The organism is Pseudomonas sp. NPDC099000 (genome assembly GCF_044759925.1).
Lineage (GTDB): Bacteria > Pseudomonadota > Gammaproteobacteria > Pseudomonadales > Pseudomonadaceae > Aquipseudomonas.
In genome coordinates this window covers 1-16,780 of the sequence record NZ_JBIWAF010000025.1, presented here as the reverse complement: position 1 = coordinate 16,780, position 16,780 = coordinate 1, and the positions used below count along the sequence as shown (strand labels likewise).

The following is a 16,780-nucleotide window of genomic DNA, read 5'->3' as shown; positions in this document are numbered from 1 at the left end:
GGCTGTCAGCCACAAGGAACTATAAATGTAGGAAACGTCACCCAGACTTGTAGCCGCTACAAGCCAAACGCCCTTTTTCCTGCACGGTATTTTCCATTTCCAACCACCATGCGCCCCCCCGCTGCGGGTACTTCACATTGAACGCCTCGCCCATTTGCGGCGTGGTGATCGACACATTGCGTTCCCAAGCCAACGCGAGGATCCGGTCGAAGGGCTCGAACCAGGCGTGCATCGACAAATCGAAGGTGCCGTTGTGAATCGGCAGTAACCAGCGCCCTTTGAGATCGATGTGCGCTTGCAGGGTTTCCTCTGGCTGCATGTGAACGTGCGGCCACTCGACGTTGTAGGCGCCGGTTTCCATGAGGGTCAAGTCGAACGGGCCGTGCTGTTCGCCGATGCGTTTGAAGCCATCGAAATAACCGCTGTCGCCACTGAAGAAGACCCGCGTGTCGCCGTCGATCATCACCCACGAGGCCCAGAGGGTGCTATTGCCATCGAACAGGCCACGACCGGAAAAGTGTTGCGACGGTGTGGCGATGAACTGGATGCCATCGACTTCCGTGCCCTGCCACCAGTCCAGTTGGCGCACTTTGCTGGCCTCGACGCCCCACTTGATCAGGGTGTCGCCCACGCCCAATGGCGTCAGGAAGTACTTGGCTTTGTCCGCCAGTTTGAGCACCGCTTGATAATCGAGGTGGTCGTAGTGGTCGTGCGACAGGATCACCGCTTCAATCGGCGGCAGTTCTTCGAGGCTGATCGGCGGCTGGTGGAAACGCTTGGGACCGGCCCACTGCACGGGTGAGGCGCGCTCGGCGAAGACCGGGTCGGTGATCCAGAATTTGTCCCGCAGTTTCAGCAGTACGGTGGAGTGACCGAGGCGATAGACGCTGTGGTTGGGGGCAGCAATCAACGCGGCCTGGGTCAGGGCTTGCACCGGAACGGGCGCTGTCGGGCGGGTGTTGCGCGGTTTGTGGAAGATCATGCTCCACATGATGCGCACCATCTTCCGAAATCCTTCACGCTGCACGGGCGCATGATTTCGGAACAGCCCTTGTGCCTGACGGGAAGCTTCAGGCGTTGAGGCGTTGTCCGTTGGGGAAATTGAGTTGGCCATGACTGAGTAACTCCAGAAAAACCGCACAGAGCGGTATTTCACGGTGGGACGATAAATGGCCAAAGCACGCACGCATCAGCCGGAGATTCTATTGTTCGCTGTGCAGGATTAACAAAACATTACACTGCACAGTGTAGTTTCAAGGTTGCATCAAAGCGGATCACAAGTAAACTGCCGAGTGTAATTCTTCTCTGCCGACTGCCGAAGCGTACTTATGACAGCTCCACAGCGCCTCACCGACCGAAAACGCGAAGCCATCATCCAGGCGGCGATTGCCGAATTCCGTGCCAACGGGTTCGACATCACCAGCATGGACAAGATCGCCGCCACCGCTGGCGTGTCGAAGCGCACGGTGTACAACCACTTCCCCAGCAAGGAAGAATTGTTCGCCGAAATCCTCAATCAACTGTGGGCACGGGTGACGGCAGAGCAGGAAACGTCCTACCGCCCAGACTTGCCGCTGCGCGATCAAATGCGCCTGATGTTGCAGGCGAAATTGCAGATGCTGGGCGATGACAATTTTCTCGACCTGGCGCGGGTGGCGATCGCGGCCACCATCCATTCTCCCGAGCGCGCGCAGAACATGGTGGCCCGGATGGGTGAACGTGAAGAAGGCCTGACCGTGTGGATCCGCGCCGCCCAGGCGGACGGTCGATTGAAGCCGGTCGATCCCGAATTTGCTGCGCAACAGATCCAGGGAATGCTCAAATCCTTTGCGTTCTGGCCGCAGATTTCCATGGGCCTCCCGGCGCTGTCAGACGAGATGCAAAGCACCGTCGTGGAGTCGGCGCTGGACATGTTTCTGGCTTGTTATCAGCGCTGAATCGAGCTGCCATAAATGACAATCTCTGCCGAAAGATCGATCACGGGACGCGCTGAATAAAACGCGGCAATGTGTTTCAGAATGAAACTGGCGCTGAGGCTATAGTGAGCGTCAGTCCCAGCGCCAGGCAGAGAGCATCATGACCACCCCGCCCCACGAAACCAAACCCGCCGCTGCCGTCGATCACCTGCGCTTCCACCGCGCCCACGCTCACTTGGCGCCGACGTTCGGCAACGACAAATTTGCCCTGCGCGCCGAGGCCTTTGCGCGGTTCTTCGGCACGCCGACCTTCCTGGGCGCCCAAACGCTGATCGTGGCGGTCTGGATATGCCTTAACGTCTCTGGCGTGACCCAGTTCGACGTTTATCCGTTCATCCTGCTCAACCTGGCGTTCAGCCTGCAGGCGGCGTATGCCGCCCCCCTGATTCTGCTGGCTCAGACCCGCCAGGCGGCGCGGGACAAAGCCCAGTCCGATGCCGACGCGCTGCACCGCGAATCCATCGCTGTGGCCAACAGCGAACGACAGGCACAAGCAGCACAGAACACCGCGCAACTGCTGGAGTTGCTTGAGCAGAACACCCGGCTGACGGAAATGACCAAGACTCTGACCGAACGCATCGAAAGCCTGACCTCCGAAATGCATCAACATTTCGTGCGCAAAGACTCGCCAAAACCTTGATCAACGAATAATCAGCTTATCGGCGGGCACCTCAAGTAGTGTGGCAGCACGCTGCTGCCAGCGTTTTTTATAGCTTGGAGTCGACTGCTCATTGTTGCCATCCAGCACGATCTCAATAACGCCCTTTTGGCAAATAGTGAACACGCGTTGAACACCCACTGCTCGACCACCGTCCTCGACGATCACCTGAGCAATTTGTGCCTGTATGTCGCTGCCCAGAAATTTACTACCACAGGTGAAAGGTTGTGCGATTGCCGGAAAAGCCCCTACACAGAAACACGAAGCCACCAGCCACCGAGCTATTTTTTGCATGGTAATCCCTCTCCTTTTTTAACGGTTCTGTCGAATGACGTAACGTCAAAACTAGAGATCGGCGAGCGCGTTAACAATCAGAAAAGTCGACAGATGTCATAGGTTAAAGCGCTTTGCAACGAGGGCTGTTTCCGGAAATTGCGTAGTCATCGGGCTGACAACTAAGTTGGCAAACGAATGCTGCGCCCCAGCTCATCGAACAACGTCACCACCGAGCGCAACGCGCGGCAGTCCGGACGGGTCAGCAGCCAGAGCGCGGTGTCGTAGCCGTGTAACGGGCCGGTCAGCGGTTGCAGTTGGTCACCGATCAAAAAATCCGGCAGCGCTGCGACGCCCAGTCCTGCCCGCACCAACTCGGTCACCGACAACATGCTGTTGCAGCGATAACCGGGTGTGACGCCGGGCAATTGCTGGCGCCTCCAGGCAACGGTGGGATGGTCGGGAAGAAAGTCATCCGGCGCGATCCAGGTCAGTGAAGCCAGGTCTTCAGGATCGACCGATTTCAGGTAGGCCGCGCTGGCACAGACCCGATAGGAAATATCCGCCAGACGTCGGCCTACCAAATGTTCGGGCGGTGTGCGAGTCAGGCGCAAGGCGATGTCGGCATCCCGGCGGCTGAGGTTGGCAAAGTCGTTGGAGGTGCTCAGCTCAAGGGTCAGTGCCGGGTAGGACGGCATGAACTGCGCCAGCGCCGGCAGCAGCAACCCTTGCAGGACAGAATCCGTGCAGGTCAGCCGCACCGTGCCGCTGATGACTTCCCCGCCCTGCTCTACGCCGATGCGCGCGGCATCTAGCGCTTGTTCTGCCCGTTCAGCTTGCTCAGCCAGAGTCTGTGCGAGCGTAGTCGGCAGATAACCGGCGCGGCTTTTTTCGAACAGTTGCTGGCCCAGCGCGGCTTCCAGTCGGCGAACCGCGCGAAACACCGTCGACACGTCGACCTTCAATAGCGCCGACGCCCGAGCCAGAGAGCCGCCGCGCACCAAGGCGAGAATCAGCGCCAGGTCTGGGTAGTCGAGTCGATAGTGCGTCGCTGCATTGATCACTTGGGTTAACGCCAATATTGAATGCGTGAACGCCAATCTATAGTGGGTACCAGGAATCAACAAGCATCGAGATCACTCATGGAAACCACCGCCATCCGCATTGCCCTGATAGGTGACTACGATCCACAAGTCTCCGCCCACCAAGCCATTCCCGTGGCACTCGGCATGGCTGCCGAACAGCTGAACGTGGACGTGCAATTTCAGTGGCTGGCCACCGATCACATCAACGCCGCCACCCCGTTACAACACTTCGACGGTTTCTGGTGCGTGCCCGCCAGCCCATACCGCGACATGGACGGCGCGTTACGGGCGATTCGGTTTGCCCGTGAACAGCAGCGACCATTCCTCGGCACCTGCGGCGGCTTTCAACACGCGGTGCTTGAGTTCGCTCGAAACGTGTTGGGTTGGGATGACGCCGAGCACGGCGAAACCCATCCCGATGCAGCGCGCGCGTTACTCACGCCGCTGGCCTGTTCACTGGTCGAAGCAACGGACAGCATTCATCTGGTTGAAGGCTCTTTGATCGCCGAGACGTACGAAATCGCTGAAATTGTCGAGGGATACCGCTGCCGTTATGGAGTGAATCCGCAGTTCGAGCGTGAGTTATTGACCCAACAACTGTGCGCCGTTGGCCATGATTCAACCGGCGACTTGCGGGCGGTGGAACTCAATGGGCATCCGTTTTTCGTCGCCACCCTGTTCCAGCCCGAACGCGCCGCGCTCAAAGGCACACTCCCGCCGCTGGTTCGCGCCTTGATCGAAGCCTGCCAAAGGCAAAATCCATGATTGCCGATACGCCATCAGCGCCGTACTACGCGGTGATTTTTACCTCTCTGCGCACCGACGGCGATCAAGGCTACGCCGAGGCCGCCGAACGCATGGTGGAACTGGCCCGTGAGCAGCCGGGGTTTCTCGGTGTTGAATCGGCTCGGGGCGAGGATGGGGTGGGGATTACGGTGTCGTACTGGGCCAGCGAGGCGGCGATTCTGGCGTGGAAGCATCATCCCGAGCACAGTGAGATTCGTGAGCGGGGGCGGTCGACGTGGTATTCGGCGTGTCATACGCGGGTGTGCAAAGTTGAGCGGGCGTATGCGTTCAAGGCAGTAAAATGATGCAGTGTTCTTTAGGCCGCCTTCGCGGGCAAGCCTCGCTCCTACAGAGGGCACCGATAACCCGTAGGAGCGAGGCTTGCCCGCGATGAGGCCAGTTTAAACACCACAAAACCTCAGCCCTGAACCAGACTCCTGACCGCCGAAATCTCCGGCACTTCCCGCCGATTCATATACACCCGCAACGGCTCGCTCACATTGATCCGGTCATCAATATTCTGGTCCAGCAGCAACTGAATCAGCTCACGCTTGAGCGTCATGGCCTGCTCCGGTCCCGGCGCCCAGACAAATTCACTGGTGGGAATAATCCCGTCATCAGCCACGTCCATGCCAAACGAGTCTTCGCTGAAACGCACAATGTAGTGGCCGGTCTTGCGATTGAGGCCGACGAAGCCTTTGAGTTGGTCGGCGGCCTGGCAGATAAGCTCGGAAGTGATGCGCATATAAACCTCACAAAAGGTCGTTAACGACCGGTGATCGATGGTTTACACGCAAGGACAAGCAATCGGGTTTCCCTCTGCCGGGGAAACGCCTGGGCCAAGAGTACTGCAAAGAACCGCACAAAAGCGCTGAAAAAATCAGCTTTAAACACGTTTATGTCGGTCTGGCGATAGCGCTGGCGGCGCTCAGTTGTTAAAAGAGACGTCTTTGAAAACTCATCGCGAAAGGACCTCGACCATGCCTGTTACCTTCACCAAAAGCGCCCTGCTGCTGAGCATCCTGCTGGGCCTCGGCCAGGCACACGCCGCCAATGAGCCCAGCCCGACTGCTCTGGCGACCCGTTTGGGTATCCCGCACCCGGCGGTCATCGCCCACCGTGGCGCGTCCTACGATGCACCGGAATCCACCGCCGCCGCCTACAAACTGGCCCGTGACCTGGGCGTCGACTACCTGGAACTGGACCTGCAACGCAGCAAGGACGGCGTGCTGTTCGCCCTGCACGACAACAACCTGCAACGCACCACCGACGTCGCCACGAAATTCCCCGATCGCAAGGACAGCCCGGCCAACGCCTTCACCCTCGCCGAACTGAAAACCCTGGATGCCGGCAGCTGGTTCAACGTCGCGTACCCGGATCGCGCGCGTCCTTCCTACGTTGGCCTGAAGATTCTGACTCTCGACGAAATCATCGACATCGCCCAGGGCAATCCGCTGCACAAGCCCGGCCTGTACATTGAAACCAAAGAGCCAAAGCAATTCCCCGGCCTCGAACGCGACCTCAAGGATAAATTGCAGGATCGCGGTTGGCTGAGCCCGGCCGGTTCCAAACTGGCGAAAAGCAATCTGGCGGTCGGTCAGGGCGAAGGCAAAGTCGTGCTGCAAACCTTCGAGAAGAGCAGCCTCGAACTGCTTGAGAAGGAAATGCCGCAAGTGCCGAAGATCCTGTTGCTGTGGGTCGGCGAAGGCAGTATCGAGCCGAAATCCAAAGTGACGTTTGCCGAGTCCGGCGACAAGGACAAGGCCACTTACTACGCCAGACAGGAACCGAAAGACAAAGCCGAATTCCAGCAATGGGTCGAGTACGCCAAGGCTCAGGGCGCGATCGGCACCGGTCCTTCGGCTGCGTTGACCAAGGGGGGCGATCAGAGCTATTCGGACCTGGTGAAACCGTGGATGAACCAATACACCCACGATCAAGGCTTGCTGGTGCACGTCTATACCATCGACGATGCGGTGGATTACCAGAAAGTCATGGAGGCCGGTGTCGATGGCGTTTTCACCAACCGCGCCAGCGAATTGCTGAAGTTCTACAAACGCCCGGCGGCCGGGACGGTGGCGCAGTTGCTGCAGAACAACGGGTACTGATCGGTAGCTGGCACGACACCGCGTCGTTTTCTTCGCGGGCAAGCCTCGCTCCCACAGGACTTGGGGCGATTGCCTCATTTGTGATCCTGTAGGAGCGAGGCTTGACCGCGAAACCTTCCAAACGACACGGTCATTGGAATTAAGGGTGAATTAAGTTGCCACAGTTAATCTGGACTCACTTAAACAGATCACCCCAAGGAATGACCCCATGAAAACCCTGACTGCCCTGTTCACCGCCGCTGCCCTGACCCTCACCGCTGGCCTGGCTCAGGCTGACGTTCGCGTCGACCAGATCCCTGAGCTGGTCAAGAGCGGCAAGATCAAGCCACTGGAAGAAATGAACCAGGCTGCGCTGAAACTGCACCCGGGTGCGACCATCACCGACACCGACCTGGACAACCACTTCAATAACTACGAGTACGAAGTGGAACTGAAAACCGCTGACGGCAAAGAGTTTGACGTGGACTTCGATGCCACCACCGGTAAAGTCCTGAGCGACAAACAAGACACCTGATACCCGTATAAAACAAAGCCGCACGATCTTCGGATCGTGCGGCTTTTTTGCTTGCCGGATTCAGACAATAGGCGCCTCCTACTCGCGACCGGCCAGCGAAAATCCGCAGATCGTCCTCGGGTCGGGCTTGCACATTGCCAATCAGATTGCGCAGTCCCATGGCAACAAACTGGACCTACGCTCGACAGAGCTGGAAGGCACGCTGTTTACTTTTGATTTTCCGATGCTGACAAGCGCCGGCAAGCGAGCGCTGACTCACTGATAGCGTTCTGGCGCTCTTTTTTTCGCCAAACCCTATGACTATCTACAGCGAGGTCGATGGACCTTCCAAGACCTGAGTTGTCACACCATCGTAAATCTGCACTGCCAGCCGCCCGCTTTCCGAACTGGATTTTTCGCCATCCAGATGTTCGATGTCGTAACTGCACGGGACGTTACCAGAGACCTGGACAAGAGCTTCTTTATTCAGTGGAAAGACGATCGGGCCAAAGTCCCCCGATCTGTACGCATGCGTGCCCACCAAAACGTTTCCCATAAAGACACGGATGATTTCGCCTACTTTATAGTCAGGACGCGGTGGGATAGTAACTCTTGGTAGTAACGGCAGTGAAGTGTCGACCAGCAGGGTCTTAACCATGGAACCCGTTATGATCATCGCTTTAAGCTCTTCCATATTGACGCTCCTTTAAAATCGACCCCTGAATAGGAATAGCGGAAGGGGGCGATGTCGATATCAAAGCGCTCGGGGAAAAACCTGTCTACTGTCAGAAATAACAGGTACGCGCAAAAACAAGGGCTGCGCATCAGAAAACTCGACAAGCGGCGCGCCTACTCCATTGAACAGTCATCGGCCAGTCATGCTGATGTACTGACAAACGCGCCGGACGTACTGGAGCCGGAATACTGCAACGCCTGCAACGCCTGCAACAACGCCGCTGTCGCCGTCTGCAACGAAACCGATGGGGTCGAAATCTGCGCCTGTGCGGCGGCTACATTCGCCGCCTTGGCATCGGCATCAGTATCGTCCTGCCTGGACTGAGCTCATCGACATCGGCAATCAGCACTTGAGATCGACTGTGTACCGATTCGGCAAGCAAACCGGTACACAGCCCTTTCCATTACGCGCTCAAACGCGCCGTGACTTCATTCAACTGCCCCGACAACCCGTGCAAATTGCGGCCGGCCGCTTCAGTGCGCTGCACGTTGTCCAGGTTGGTACTGGCGATGCTGGTGATTTCGGTGAGGTTGCGCGAGATGTCCTCGGCCACCGAGGTCTGCTCTTCGGCGGCGGTGGCGATCTGACGGTTCATGTCGCGAATGGCTTCTACGGCCTGGGTGATCCGCTCCAGCATGGCGCCGGCCTGGGTCACCTGCTCGACGCTTTCTTCACTGCGCGACTGACCGCTTTCAATCGCCTGAGCCGCGTCCACTGCACCGGTTTGCACCGTCTGGATGATCTGGTTGATCTCGATGATCGACGCCGCCGTGCGCTGGGCCAGGCTGCGCACTTCATCGGCCACCACGGCAAAACCGCGTCCGGCTTCACCGGCACGGGCCGCTTCGATCGCCGCGTTGAGCGCCAGCAGGTTGGTTTGTTCGGCGATGCCGCGAATCACTTCCAGCACCTTGCCGATGCGTCCGCTGTCGGTTTCCAGTTGGCGGATGACCGTGGCGGTATTGGCGATTTCGCCACGCATCTGGGTGATGGTGTGAATGGTGCCCTGCATGACTTTTTCGCCGTGCTGGGCGGACTGGTCGGCATCGTCGGCGGCACGTGCGGCATCGGCGGCGTGGCGGGCGACTTCCTGTGCGGTGGCCGACATTTCGTTCATCGCCGTGGCCACCTGATCGGTGCGGTTGAACTGCTCGTTGGTGCCACTGGCCATGAGACCGGCGATCGAATTCAATTCACCGCTGGCGTTGTCCAGGTCCTTGGCGCTGCGCTGCAAACGGCTGAAGGTTTCGGCGAGGAAGTCGCGCAAGGTGTTGGCCGCGACCGCCAATTTGCCCAGCTCATCCTGACGGGTGCTGGCCACGCGGTCGGCAAACTTGCCCTGGCTGAGTTGCGCGACGTAGTCGATCAGTTTGCGGATCGGTTCAACCAGGTTGCGGTTGACCAGCCACAGGCTCAACAACCCGATCAACAGACCCGAGGCAAGCATCACAATGATCCCCAGCAACACCGTGCGCTCGGCATCAGCGCTGATCAGCTTCGATTGCTCGGCACCCTGCTTGCGCAATTCGCTGACCAGTTCGCTCATCTGATCACTGGTTGCACGGTCTACGCCTTTGACTGCCGTGTCACCCGCCGTTGGGTTGGCACCCGCTGCTACATAAGCATCACGGCCCTTCTGATAGGCGGCGCCCAACAGACGGTGTTCGTCACGCAGGCGTTCGATGCGGGTCTTGAGTTGTGGCTCGATGCCCTTCTGTGCGGCCAGTTCGCCGAGAATGCCCTGCACATCGCGCTGACGGTCTTCGAATTGCTTCCAGTATTTGTCCAGGTCAGCCGGTTGCTTGCCACGTAGCAGGACGTTTTTCCATTCCTGAACCTGCACCTTGAATTGCAGGTTGGCCTCGTCGATCAACTGCGAGGTGTGTAACGGGCCTTCGATCAGGTTTGCGTAGCTCTGAACGCCGCTGGACAGAAAGTGAAAGCAAGCCAGGGCGATCAACAGCATCGCCAGCAGACTGCCGCTCAACAAGGCGAGGATTTGTGCTCTCAGGGATTTTTGCAGCATCGAGTGATACTCATGACAGGGGTGATACACGCAGCAAACACAGCGTGAAAGGTGTCCGGACTTCCCTGTCTGAAACTTGACTCATGGCCGAGGCCGCGCAAAGTAACTTAAGCAAGATCGGCGTGCCAGAGCGGTTCTTGAATCAATTCCGACCACCGGCAATGCAATCGTTTGCGGTATTTTCATCGTCACAAAATCGTCATCCCGGCTTGCGATGATGCGGCTCAAGTGAACCCAGCCGTAACCCTGACCTGTAGCAGCTGCCGAGCCTGCGAGCCCTCATGAACCACAGCATCGACCAAAGCCATCGCGATCCGGACCTGTTCGGTCTGCTCTACGGTTTCAGTTTTCGCCCCGGCGAGCGTGGTCGGGAGATTGATTCGGCCAAGGCGTTGCGATGCCTGCAACAGCCGGACGACAGCGATGAATTCCTGTGGCTGCACCTGAACCTCGCGCACGCCGCGTGCGAGCGCTGGATGAAAAGCCATCTGGAACTGCCGGACGAGTTTTTCGAAGCCTTGCATGAAGGGTCTCGATCCACGCGCATCGAGCATGTGGATTCGGCGTTGCTGGCGGTGGTCAACGACGTGGTGTTCAACCTCAGCAGCATGGTTTCGTCGGATGTGTCGACGCTGTGGGTCTGCGCCCGCAGTCGCCTGATCATCAGCGCGCGCCTGCAACCGCTGCACTCGGTGGACAAGCTGCGCTCGTCGGTAAAGGCCGGCGAGTGCTTTCGCTCACCGCTGGAATTGCTCGTGCATTTGCTGCGCGATCAGGGCGAGGTGCTGACCCAGATCGTGCGCAAGACCAGCCTCAGTGTCGATCAGATCGAAGATGAGTTGCTGTCTTCGCGACTGTCGACCAACCGTGCAGAACTCGGTGCCAATCGCCGGGTGCTGGTGCGTCTGCAACGGTTGTTGGCGCTGGAGCCGGGTTCGCTATTGCGATTGCTCAACCGTCCGCCGCAATGGTTGCAGAAAGAAGACGTGAAGGAGCTTCGCAAGTCCACCGAAGAGTTTGCGCTGATCATCAACGACCTCACGGCGCTCGGAGAGCGGATCAAGCTGTTGCAGGAAGAGATCGCGGCCAACCTGAACGAGCAGAGCAACCGCACGCTGTTCACCCTGACGGTGGTGACGGTGCTGGCGTTGCCGATCAACATCATTGCCGGTTTTTTTGGCATGAACGTGGGTGGGGTGCCATTGTCGGAGGATCCGGAAGGGTTCTGGATTCTGGTGGCGCTGGTCGCGACGTTTACCGTGATTGCCGGGCGCTGGGCGTTCCGTAAGCGCCAGGATTATTGAGCCTCCCACACTGATCGTTCCCACGCTCCGCGTGGGAATGCATCCATTGACGCTCTGCGTCAACGCTGGACGCAGAGCGTCCGGGGCGGCATTCCCACGCAGAGCGTGGGAACGATCATGGCAGGGACCGTGGTGGATTCTGATTAACGGGAATGCAAAAATCCCAAACCCTGACCCAAGGCAGTCTCTCTGTAACATTTGGCAATGATCATGACGGACACTCCTTCCTGCCGGCCGAGGCCGTGGGCAACGTGCGTAACGACATGTACCTGACCAGCGAAACCATTCGCCTGATGGACAAGAACAAAGTCGGCAACTTCGACGCCGACACCAGAGGCAAACTGCAAATGTTCAAGCAACAGATCGACAACTCGACGCGCTTCATTCCGTTGTGGGTGAAGATCGCCGTGGCGATTGCGCTCGGGCTGGGCACCATGGTCGGCTGGAAGCGCATCGTGGTGACGGTCGGCGAGAAGATCGGCAAGACCCACCTGACCTACGCCCAAGGCGCCTCGGCAGAAACCGTGGCCATGCTGACCATCGGCGCGGCCGACATGTTCGGCTTGCCGGTGTCGACCACTCACGTGTTGTCGTCGGGTGTGGCCGGGAGCATGGTCGCCAACGGCGGCGGCTTGCAGATGAGGACCATCCGCAACCTGCTGATGGCCTGGGTGCTGACCTTGCCCGCCGCGATCCTGTTGTCGGGCAGCCTGTACTGGCTGTTCACCCAACTCTTCTAACCCCAACACATAACCCCTGTAGGAGCGAGGCTTGCCCGCGAAGGCGGTGTGTCAGTCGACAATATCGTTGAATGACACACCGCCTTCGCGGGCAAGCCTCGCTCCTACAAGGGGATTTTTTTGCGCGGGACAACGCATTTCGTCGCAAATTCAGGCGTTTGCCTTTTTATTGATCCACCACCCGCCGGATTGCACTTCAGTTTGCTAACGTGTGGCCGACTCTTAAGAGACTCGATGCATTCAGGAGTGGAATCGTGAATCTGTACATCAATCAGCTTCAACACAAAGCTGACTTCAAAGAAGCCATCTACGCCGGCGACATCTTCCTGAACACTCAACTGCGTGCGGCCAAAGAGCTGTGTGCGTTCGCCCAGGAAAGCATCACCGCCGCCTTCGACGGCGAGACCCGCCACCAGGCGCTGCACACGCTGATGCCGGTGGAAGAATTCGTGGTACTGGTGACGCGCCTCAAGGGCCAGTTCACCAACAGCCAGCGCGCCAAGGACCTGATCCTGTCGTTTATCGACGAGATCGGCGTCGACCCGCGCGAATACATTTTCGACGTGCCGCGCATTCGCGTGGTGCCGAACTATGACTACCTGCACGCCGGTGTCAGCTATGCCTACAAACCGCATCGCGACACGTGGTACGGCAGCGTCGATTGCCAGATCAACACCTGGATGCCGGTGCACACCATCAGCCCCGACCAGACCATGATGATCAACGCCGGCTACTTCGACGTGCCCGTGAAGAACACCTCCAGCGAATGGAGCCTCAACGACTGGATCAGCAACCAGCGGCACAAGGCCAAGGACAACCTCAAGGAGGAAGTCCGCGTGCACCCGGTGCCGATGGAAGCGATCAACACCGCGTCAGAAGTGCGCATCGCCGGCAACACCGGTGAGATGCTGATCTTCTCCGGCTCGCACTTGCACGGCACGGTCGCCAACCATACCAACCAGACCCGCTTCAGCGTGGACTTCCGCCTGATGCACCTCGACGACCTCAAGCACAAGCGCGGCGCAATCAACGTCGACAGCGCCTGCCCTGACGTCGGCGCCGGTTTCAAAGACTATTTCCACGCCCACGACTTCTCGAATTTCCAAGGAATCCAGCAATGACCAAGCGTCGCATCACGCCTGCCGAGGCCCAGTACAACGAAACCCGTGCCAACGTTCTGAAACGGGTCGATGCCGAGTACGTGGCCGACGCACCGTTCGTCTTCGCCAACCGCATCGGCGTGACCGCTGCGCTGTCGCGCATGGAACTGTTCAAGAAAGTCGCTGAAGTACCGGGCGCGATCATCGAGTGCGGCGTGTACAAGGGCAACTCGCTGATGCTGTACATGCACTTGTCGATGATTCTCGAGCCTTACGCGATCAACCGCTCGATCGTGGGCTTCGACACGTTCGAAGGCTTCCAGAGCATCGACAAGAAAGAAGACCCGGCCGACGTCAACGAGACCATGTTCTCCGACACCGACCAGTCGCTGATCCAGGACATGATCGACGCCAACGACCTGCTGCGCCCGGTCAACCGCATTCCGCGTTGCGAGCTGGTCAAGGGCGACATCGTCAAGACCGTGCCGGAGTGGGTCAAGACCCGTCCGGACCTGGTCGTGGCCATGCTGATCCTCGACACCGACCTGTACGAATCGACCAAAGTCGCGCTGGAAACTTTCCTGCCGTACATGCCAAAAGGCGCGATCGTGGTCCTGGACGAAGTGGCCTACCGCAACTTCCCGGGCGAAACCAAAGCCCTGCGTGAAGTGTTGGACCTGAACAAGATCGAACTCAAACGTCTGCCGTTTGATAGCTGCGTAGGTTATTTCCACGTCTAATACATAACCTCCTGTGGGAGTGAGCCTGCTCGCGATGAGGCCATAACAGTCAACATTACTGTTGACTGAACCACCGCTATCGCGAGCAGGCTCACTCCTACACATAATCTCCCTCCGATTATGTGTTGTGCTTCAGGTTGTGGACTGGATGACGTTTGCCAGCCAGTCCATGAACGCTCGCACCCGCAGCGGCAAATGCCGTTGCCGGGCGTAGAGCAGCGAGACCTCCATCGATGGTCCGCTGAACTGCGGTAACACCGCCACTAGATCACCGCGGCTCAAGTGCGACTGCATGCCCTTGACCGGCGCCTGAATCAATCCATCGGCACCTACAACAGCAAGGCTGATGAGGCGCAGGCCCTGGTCGCCGAAATCGAAAGCCTCGGCGCTCGGGCGGTGATGCTGCAACTCGATGTGAGCCAAAGCGAACGCTTTGAAGCATTCGCCACGCAAGTCGCCGACGTGTTGCGCAGCCGTTTTGATCGTCAGCACTTCGACTTCTTGCTCAACAACGCCGGCATCGGCCTGACCGCGAATTTTGTCGACACCACCGTCGCCCAGTTCGATTTGCTGATGAACATCCACCTGAAAGGGCCGTTCTTCCTCACTCAGCACCTGCTGCCGCTGATGGCTGACGGTGGACGCATCCTCAACGTCTCCAGCGGTCTGACCCGCTTCAGCCTGCCGGGTTACGGCGCTTACGCGGCAATGAAAGGCGCGATGGAAGTGCTGACCCGCTACCAGGCCAAGGAACTCGGTGCCCGCGGCATTTCCGTGAACACCCTGGCGCCGGGCGCCATCGAGACTGATTTCGGCGGCGGCACCGTGCGCGATAACAGCGACGTGAACAGCTACGTCGCCAGCAATACCGCGCTGGGTCGGGTGGGTCAGCCGGATGACATCGGGGCTGCGATTGCACTGCTGCTGGCGCCGGGCAGCCAGTGGATCAACGGCCAGCGCGTTGAAGCGTCGGGCGGGATGTTTTTGTAACTGAAACCTGTGGCGAGGGGGCTCGCCCCCGTTGGGCTGCGCAGCAGTCCTGAAGTCAGTCATCGAAGTTCTTCAGATAAAACTCGGTGACTGGTTTTAGGACTGCTGCGCAACCGAACGGGGCGATGCGGCGTACCGACAAGCCCCCTCGCCACAAAAACAACAGCGATCAACTGACTGCGCGAGGCATCAGGACGCGCTCGCGCACCACGTCATACGCCCAGTGATAAACGTAGGTGTACGGCAGGAAAAACAGCAACACCCCGATATCCAGCAAGAACGCCTGCCACAGGCTGACGTTCAGCCACCAGGCAATCAGCGGCACGCCCATCGCAACCAGCCCGCCTTCGAACATCAACGCATGGACAACCCGCACCCAAGCGTTGTGCACGATGCCGTAGCGTTTGAGCAAACGGTCGAACAGGCCGTTGAAGACCACGTTCCAGCCCAGAGCAAGTGCCGCAATCACAACGGTGACAGCGCCCATTTCAATCATCGGTTTGTCCATGATCCACGCCAGCAGCGGCGTACAGATCAGGATGGCCAGCACTTCGAAACCGATGGCCTGGAAAATACGTTCAGTGATGGATTTGTTGGCGCTCATGATCAGGACTCCCTGAGTGACTGTGGTTGCCATGATCCGGCCTCACGCCGATACTTCCTAACCAATAACCATCGATCAAGGCGATAGTTCATGGCGTCTCAGGAAGTGTTACAAGCGTTTGTCCAGGCGGCGACGCAAGGCTCGTTTTCCGCGGCAGCACGCAAACTGGGGCGCAGTCAGTCGACCATCAGTGCAGCGGTCGCGAGCCTTGAAATCGATCTGAACCTGGTCCTGTTCGACCGCAGCAGCCGCAAGCCGAGCCTGACCCCGGCCGGGCACGTGATGCTGCAGCGGGCCGAGGAGATCCTGGCCGCCACCAGCCGCCTGGAAATGACTGCCAGCCAACTGTCCCAAGGGGTTGAGCCGAAGCTGACGGTGGCGATTTCCGACACCTATCAGTCCGACCGTTTCGAAGCGGCGCTGAGTGCTTTCGATCAGCGTTATCCGGACCTTGAACTCGAATGCCTGATCGCTGAATGCGATGACCTGGTGGCCTTGGTGCAAAGCGGTCGGGCACATGTGGCCTTCGCCGAAAAGCAGGACAGTTACCCGCCGGACCTAGTCAGCTCGACCGTGGAGGAACGGACGGAGATAGCCCTGTTTGTGTCCCGCGAGCATCCGTTGGCGGCGCTGAGCCTCGTCGATCAGGATGTGTTGCAACAGCATCGGGAATTGCGGCTGGCGACGATCGTCAATCCGTATGAAAGCCGTGCGAAAGGCCGCGTCTGGTCCGCGCCGAGTTACCTGATGCTGCTGGAAATGGCCCAGGGCGGGTTTGGCTGGGCGCCGTTGCCGCGATGGCTGGTGGAGCGGTTTGGCCCGGGGACATTGCAGGAGTTGGACGTGCGCGGCTGGCCGAAACCGGTTTTTGTCGATGCGTTGTGGTCGCGGCTGCATCCGCCGGGGCCGGCGGGGAGCTGGTTGCTCGGCAAGATGCTGGAGTGAAGGTCCTTCGGCCCTTTTCGCGGGCAAGCCACGCTCCCACAGGGATTGGTGGCGTATGCAGATTTTGTGATCGACGAGGTCCCTGTGGGAGCGGGCTTGCCCGCGATGGGGCCAGCGAACTGGGAGTGTCATAAATTTTGTGTTCGGGCATAACATGTAGCAGAGGTGCATGTATGCCAACCAAAAAGAAACCGGCCCGTGAGGCCCAGCGTGACC

18 protein-coding genes and 3 pseudogenes are annotated in these 16,780 nt (G+C 58.8%); 12 read left to right on the top strand and 9 right to left on the bottom strand.

Features of this window, described 5'->3' with window-relative positions; all coding sequences use genetic code 11:
• Window positions 1-37 precede the first annotated feature (37 nt).
• On the bottom strand, window positions 38-1,114 hold the full coding sequence (locus ACIQV9_RS23080) for an MBL fold metallo-hydrolase (RefSeq protein ID WP_403106372.1): 1,077 nt from the start codon (window positions 1,112-1,114) through the stop codon (window positions 38-40).
• 214 nt (window positions 1,115-1,328) lie between these two features.
• Between ACIQV9_RS23080 and ACIQV9_RS23075 the strand changes: the two genes are divergently transcribed.
• Window positions 1,329-1,937, top strand: coding sequence for a TetR/AcrR family transcriptional regulator (locus ACIQV9_RS23075; protein WP_403106369.1), 609 nt, complete (start codon window positions 1,329-1,331; stop codon window positions 1,935-1,937).
• Window positions 1,938-2,076: 139 nt separating this feature from the next.
• Window positions 2,077-2,616: a DUF1003 domain-containing protein gene (locus ACIQV9_RS23070; protein WP_403106366.1), complete on the top strand. Its 540-nt coding sequence runs from the start codon at window positions 2,077-2,079 to the stop codon at window positions 2,614-2,616.
• Here ACIQV9_RS23070 and ACIQV9_RS23065 read toward each other — a convergent pair whose 3' ends face one another.
• Window positions 2,617-2,928, bottom strand: a complete 312-nt coding sequence (locus tag ACIQV9_RS23065; RefSeq protein WP_403106363.1) for a hypothetical protein — start codon at window positions 2,926-2,928, stop codon at window positions 2,617-2,619.
• Window positions 2,929-3,089: 161 nt separating this feature from the next.
• A complete protein-coding gene (locus ACIQV9_RS23060; protein WP_403106360.1) occupies window positions 3,090-4,034 on the bottom strand; it encodes a LysR family transcriptional regulator in 945 nt (314 codons plus the stop codon).
• A gap of 15 nt (window positions 4,035-4,049) precedes the next feature.
• Between ACIQV9_RS23060 and ACIQV9_RS23055 the strand changes: the two genes are divergently transcribed.
• Window positions 4,050-4,757, top strand: a complete 708-nt coding sequence (locus ACIQV9_RS23055; protein ID WP_403106358.1) for a CTP synthase — start codon at window positions 4,050-4,052, stop codon at window positions 4,755-4,757.
• The gene (locus tag ACIQV9_RS23050; protein WP_403106355.1) at window positions 4,754-5,083 is read left to right on the top strand and encodes an antibiotic biosynthesis monooxygenase family protein; all 330 of its coding nucleotides are present in this window, start codon (window positions 4,754-4,756) and stop codon (window positions 5,081-5,083) included. The genes ACIQV9_RS23055 and ACIQV9_RS23050 overlap by 4 nt, the downstream gene beginning before the upstream one ends.
• A 113-nt stretch (window positions 5,084-5,196) precedes the next feature.
• Here the strand turns inward: ACIQV9_RS23050 and ACIQV9_RS23045 are convergent, their stop codons facing one another.
• Window positions 5,197-5,523: a DUF2025 family protein gene (locus tag ACIQV9_RS23045; protein WP_403106352.1), complete on the bottom strand. Its 327-nt coding sequence runs from the start codon at window positions 5,521-5,523 to the stop codon at window positions 5,197-5,199.
• Window positions 5,524-5,758: 235 nt separating this feature from the next.
• On the opposite strand from ACIQV9_RS23045, the gene ACIQV9_RS23040 reads away from it, so the two are divergent.
• Window positions 5,759-6,886 (top strand): glycerophosphodiester phosphodiesterase, encoded by a 1,128-nt coding sequence (locus ACIQV9_RS23040; protein ID WP_403106349.1) that lies wholly within the window; start codon window positions 5,759-5,761, stop codon window positions 6,884-6,886.
• 208 nt (window positions 6,887-7,094) lie between these two features.
• The gene (locus tag ACIQV9_RS23035) at window positions 7,095-7,400 is read left to right on the top strand and encodes a PepSY domain-containing protein (RefSeq protein ID WP_010457288.1); all 306 of its coding nucleotides are present in this window, start codon (window positions 7,095-7,097) and stop codon (window positions 7,398-7,400) included.
• Between the two features lie 304 nt (window positions 7,401-7,704).
• Here ACIQV9_RS23035 and ACIQV9_RS23030 read toward each other — a convergent pair whose 3' ends face one another.
• From ACIQV9_RS23030 to ACIQV9_RS23020, 3 genes and pseudogenes are all read right to left on the bottom strand, one after another.
• A complete protein-coding gene (locus ACIQV9_RS23030; RefSeq protein ID WP_403106345.1) occupies window positions 7,705-8,073 on the bottom strand; it encodes a hypothetical protein in 369 nt (122 codons plus the stop codon).
• Window positions 8,074-8,255: 182 nt separating this feature from the next.
• Window positions 8,256-8,441, bottom strand: a pseudogene (locus tag ACIQV9_RS23025) (hypothetical protein); the annotation flags it as partial.
• A gap of 77 nt (window positions 8,442-8,518) precedes the next feature.
• Window positions 8,519-10,141, bottom strand: a complete 1,623-nt coding sequence (locus tag ACIQV9_RS23020) for a methyl-accepting chemotaxis protein (RefSeq protein WP_403106342.1) — start codon at window positions 10,139-10,141, stop codon at window positions 8,519-8,521.
• Window positions 10,142-10,422: 281 nt separating this feature from the next.
• On the opposite strand from ACIQV9_RS23020, the gene ACIQV9_RS23015 reads away from it, so the two are divergent.
• The 4 genes and pseudogenes from ACIQV9_RS23015 (at window position 10,423) to ACIQV9_RS23000 (ending at window position 14,025) form a co-directional block, all read left to right on the top strand.
• Window positions 10,423-11,445 carry a transporter gene (locus ACIQV9_RS23015; RefSeq protein ID WP_403106338.1) on the top strand — a complete coding sequence of 341 codons (1,023 nt, stop codon included), beginning with the start codon at window positions 10,423-10,425 and terminating at the stop codon, window positions 11,443-11,445.
• A 221-nt stretch (window positions 11,446-11,666) separates the two neighbouring features.
• Window positions 11,667-12,185: pseudogene (locus tag ACIQV9_RS23010) on the top strand (inorganic phosphate transporter); the annotation flags it as partial.
• 254 nt (window positions 12,186-12,439) lie between these two features.
• A complete protein-coding gene (locus ACIQV9_RS23005) occupies window positions 12,440-13,306 on the top strand; it encodes a hypothetical protein (protein WP_403106335.1) in 867 nt (288 codons plus the stop codon).
• The gene (locus tag ACIQV9_RS23000; protein WP_046031989.1) at window positions 13,303-14,025 is read left to right on the top strand and encodes a TylF/MycF/NovP-related O-methyltransferase; all 723 of its coding nucleotides are present in this window, start codon (window positions 13,303-13,305) and stop codon (window positions 14,023-14,025) included. Before ACIQV9_RS23005 ends, ACIQV9_RS23000 begins: the two co-directional genes overlap by 4 nt.
• 132 nt (window positions 14,026-14,157) lie before the next feature.
• Here ACIQV9_RS23000 and ACIQV9_RS22995 read toward each other — a convergent pair.
• Window positions 14,158-14,364: pseudogene (locus ACIQV9_RS22995) on the bottom strand (LysR substrate-binding domain-containing protein); the annotation flags it as partial.
• On the opposite strand from ACIQV9_RS22995, the gene ACIQV9_RS22990 reads away from it, so the two are divergent.
• Window positions 14,308-15,015, top strand: coding sequence for an SDR family NAD(P)-dependent oxidoreductase (locus ACIQV9_RS22990; protein WP_403106331.1), 708 nt, complete (start codon window positions 14,308-14,310; stop codon window positions 15,013-15,015). The pseudogene ACIQV9_RS22995 and the gene ACIQV9_RS22990 overlap by 57 nt on opposite strands.
• Window positions 15,016-15,184: 169 nt before the next feature.
• On the opposite strand, the gene ACIQV9_RS22985 is transcribed toward ACIQV9_RS22990, so the two are convergent.
• On the bottom strand, window positions 15,185-15,619 hold the full coding sequence (locus tag ACIQV9_RS22985) for a multidrug/biocide efflux PACE transporter (protein ID WP_403106328.1): 435 nt from the start codon (window positions 15,617-15,619) through the stop codon (window positions 15,185-15,187).
• Between the two features lie 90 nt (window positions 15,620-15,709).
• Between ACIQV9_RS22985 and ACIQV9_RS22980 the strand changes: the two genes are divergently transcribed.
• A complete protein-coding gene (locus ACIQV9_RS22980) occupies window positions 15,710-16,564 on the top strand; it encodes a LysR family transcriptional regulator (protein ID WP_403106325.1) in 855 nt (284 codons plus the stop codon).
• Window positions 16,565-16,780 lie beyond the last annotated feature (216 nt).

Excerpts from the sequence above, each read along its gene's own strand:
- ACIQV9_RS23080 (WP_403106372.1), bottom strand. The coding sequence starts at position 1,114 with ATGGCCAACTCAATTTCCCCAACGGACAACGCCTCAACGCCTGAAGCT.
- ACIQV9_RS23075 (WP_403106369.1), top strand. The coding sequence starts at position 1,329 with ATGACAGCTCCACAGCGCCTCACCGACCGAAAACGCGAAGCCATCATC.
- ACIQV9_RS23070 (WP_403106366.1), top strand. The coding sequence starts at position 2,077 with ATGACCACCCCGCCCCACGAAACCAAACCCGCCGCTGCCGTCGATCAC.
- ACIQV9_RS23065 (WP_403106363.1), bottom strand. The coding sequence starts at position 2,928 with ATGCAAAAAATAGCTCGGTGGCTGGTGGCTTCGTGTTTCTGTGTAGGG.
- ACIQV9_RS23055 (WP_403106358.1), top strand. The coding sequence starts at position 4,050 with ATGGAAACCACCGCCATCCGCATTGCCCTGATAGGTGACTACGATCCA.
- ACIQV9_RS23050 (WP_403106355.1), top strand. The coding sequence starts at position 4,754 with ATGATTGCCGATACGCCATCAGCGCCGTACTACGCGGTGATTTTTACC.
- ACIQV9_RS23045 (WP_403106352.1), bottom strand. The coding sequence starts at position 5,523 with ATGCGCATCACTTCCGAGCTTATCTGCCAGGCCGCCGACCAACTCAAA.
- ACIQV9_RS23040 (WP_403106349.1), top strand. The coding sequence starts at position 5,759 with ATGCCTGTTACCTTCACCAAAAGCGCCCTGCTGCTGAGCATCCTGCTG.
- ACIQV9_RS23035 (WP_010457288.1), top strand. The coding sequence starts at position 7,095 with ATGAAAACCCTGACTGCCCTGTTCACCGCCGCTGCCCTGACCCTCACC.
- ACIQV9_RS23030 (WP_403106345.1), bottom strand. The coding sequence starts at position 8,073 with ATGGAAGAGCTTAAAGCGATGATCATAACGGGTTCCATGGTTAAGACC.
- ACIQV9_RS23020 (WP_403106342.1), bottom strand. The coding sequence starts at position 10,141 with ATGCTGCAAAAATCCCTGAGAGCACAAATCCTCGCCTTGTTGAGCGGC.
- ACIQV9_RS23015 (WP_403106338.1), top strand. The coding sequence starts at position 10,423 with ATGAACCACAGCATCGACCAAAGCCATCGCGATCCGGACCTGTTCGGT.
- ACIQV9_RS23000 (WP_046031989.1), top strand. The coding sequence starts at position 13,303 with ATGACCAAGCGTCGCATCACGCCTGCCGAGGCCCAGTACAACGAAACC.
- ACIQV9_RS22985 (WP_403106328.1), bottom strand. The coding sequence starts at position 15,619 with ATGAGCGCCAACAAATCCATCACTGAACGTATTTTCCAGGCCATCGGT.
- ACIQV9_RS22980 (WP_403106325.1), top strand. The coding sequence starts at position 15,710 with ATGGCGTCTCAGGAAGTGTTACAAGCGTTTGTCCAGGCGGCGACGCAA.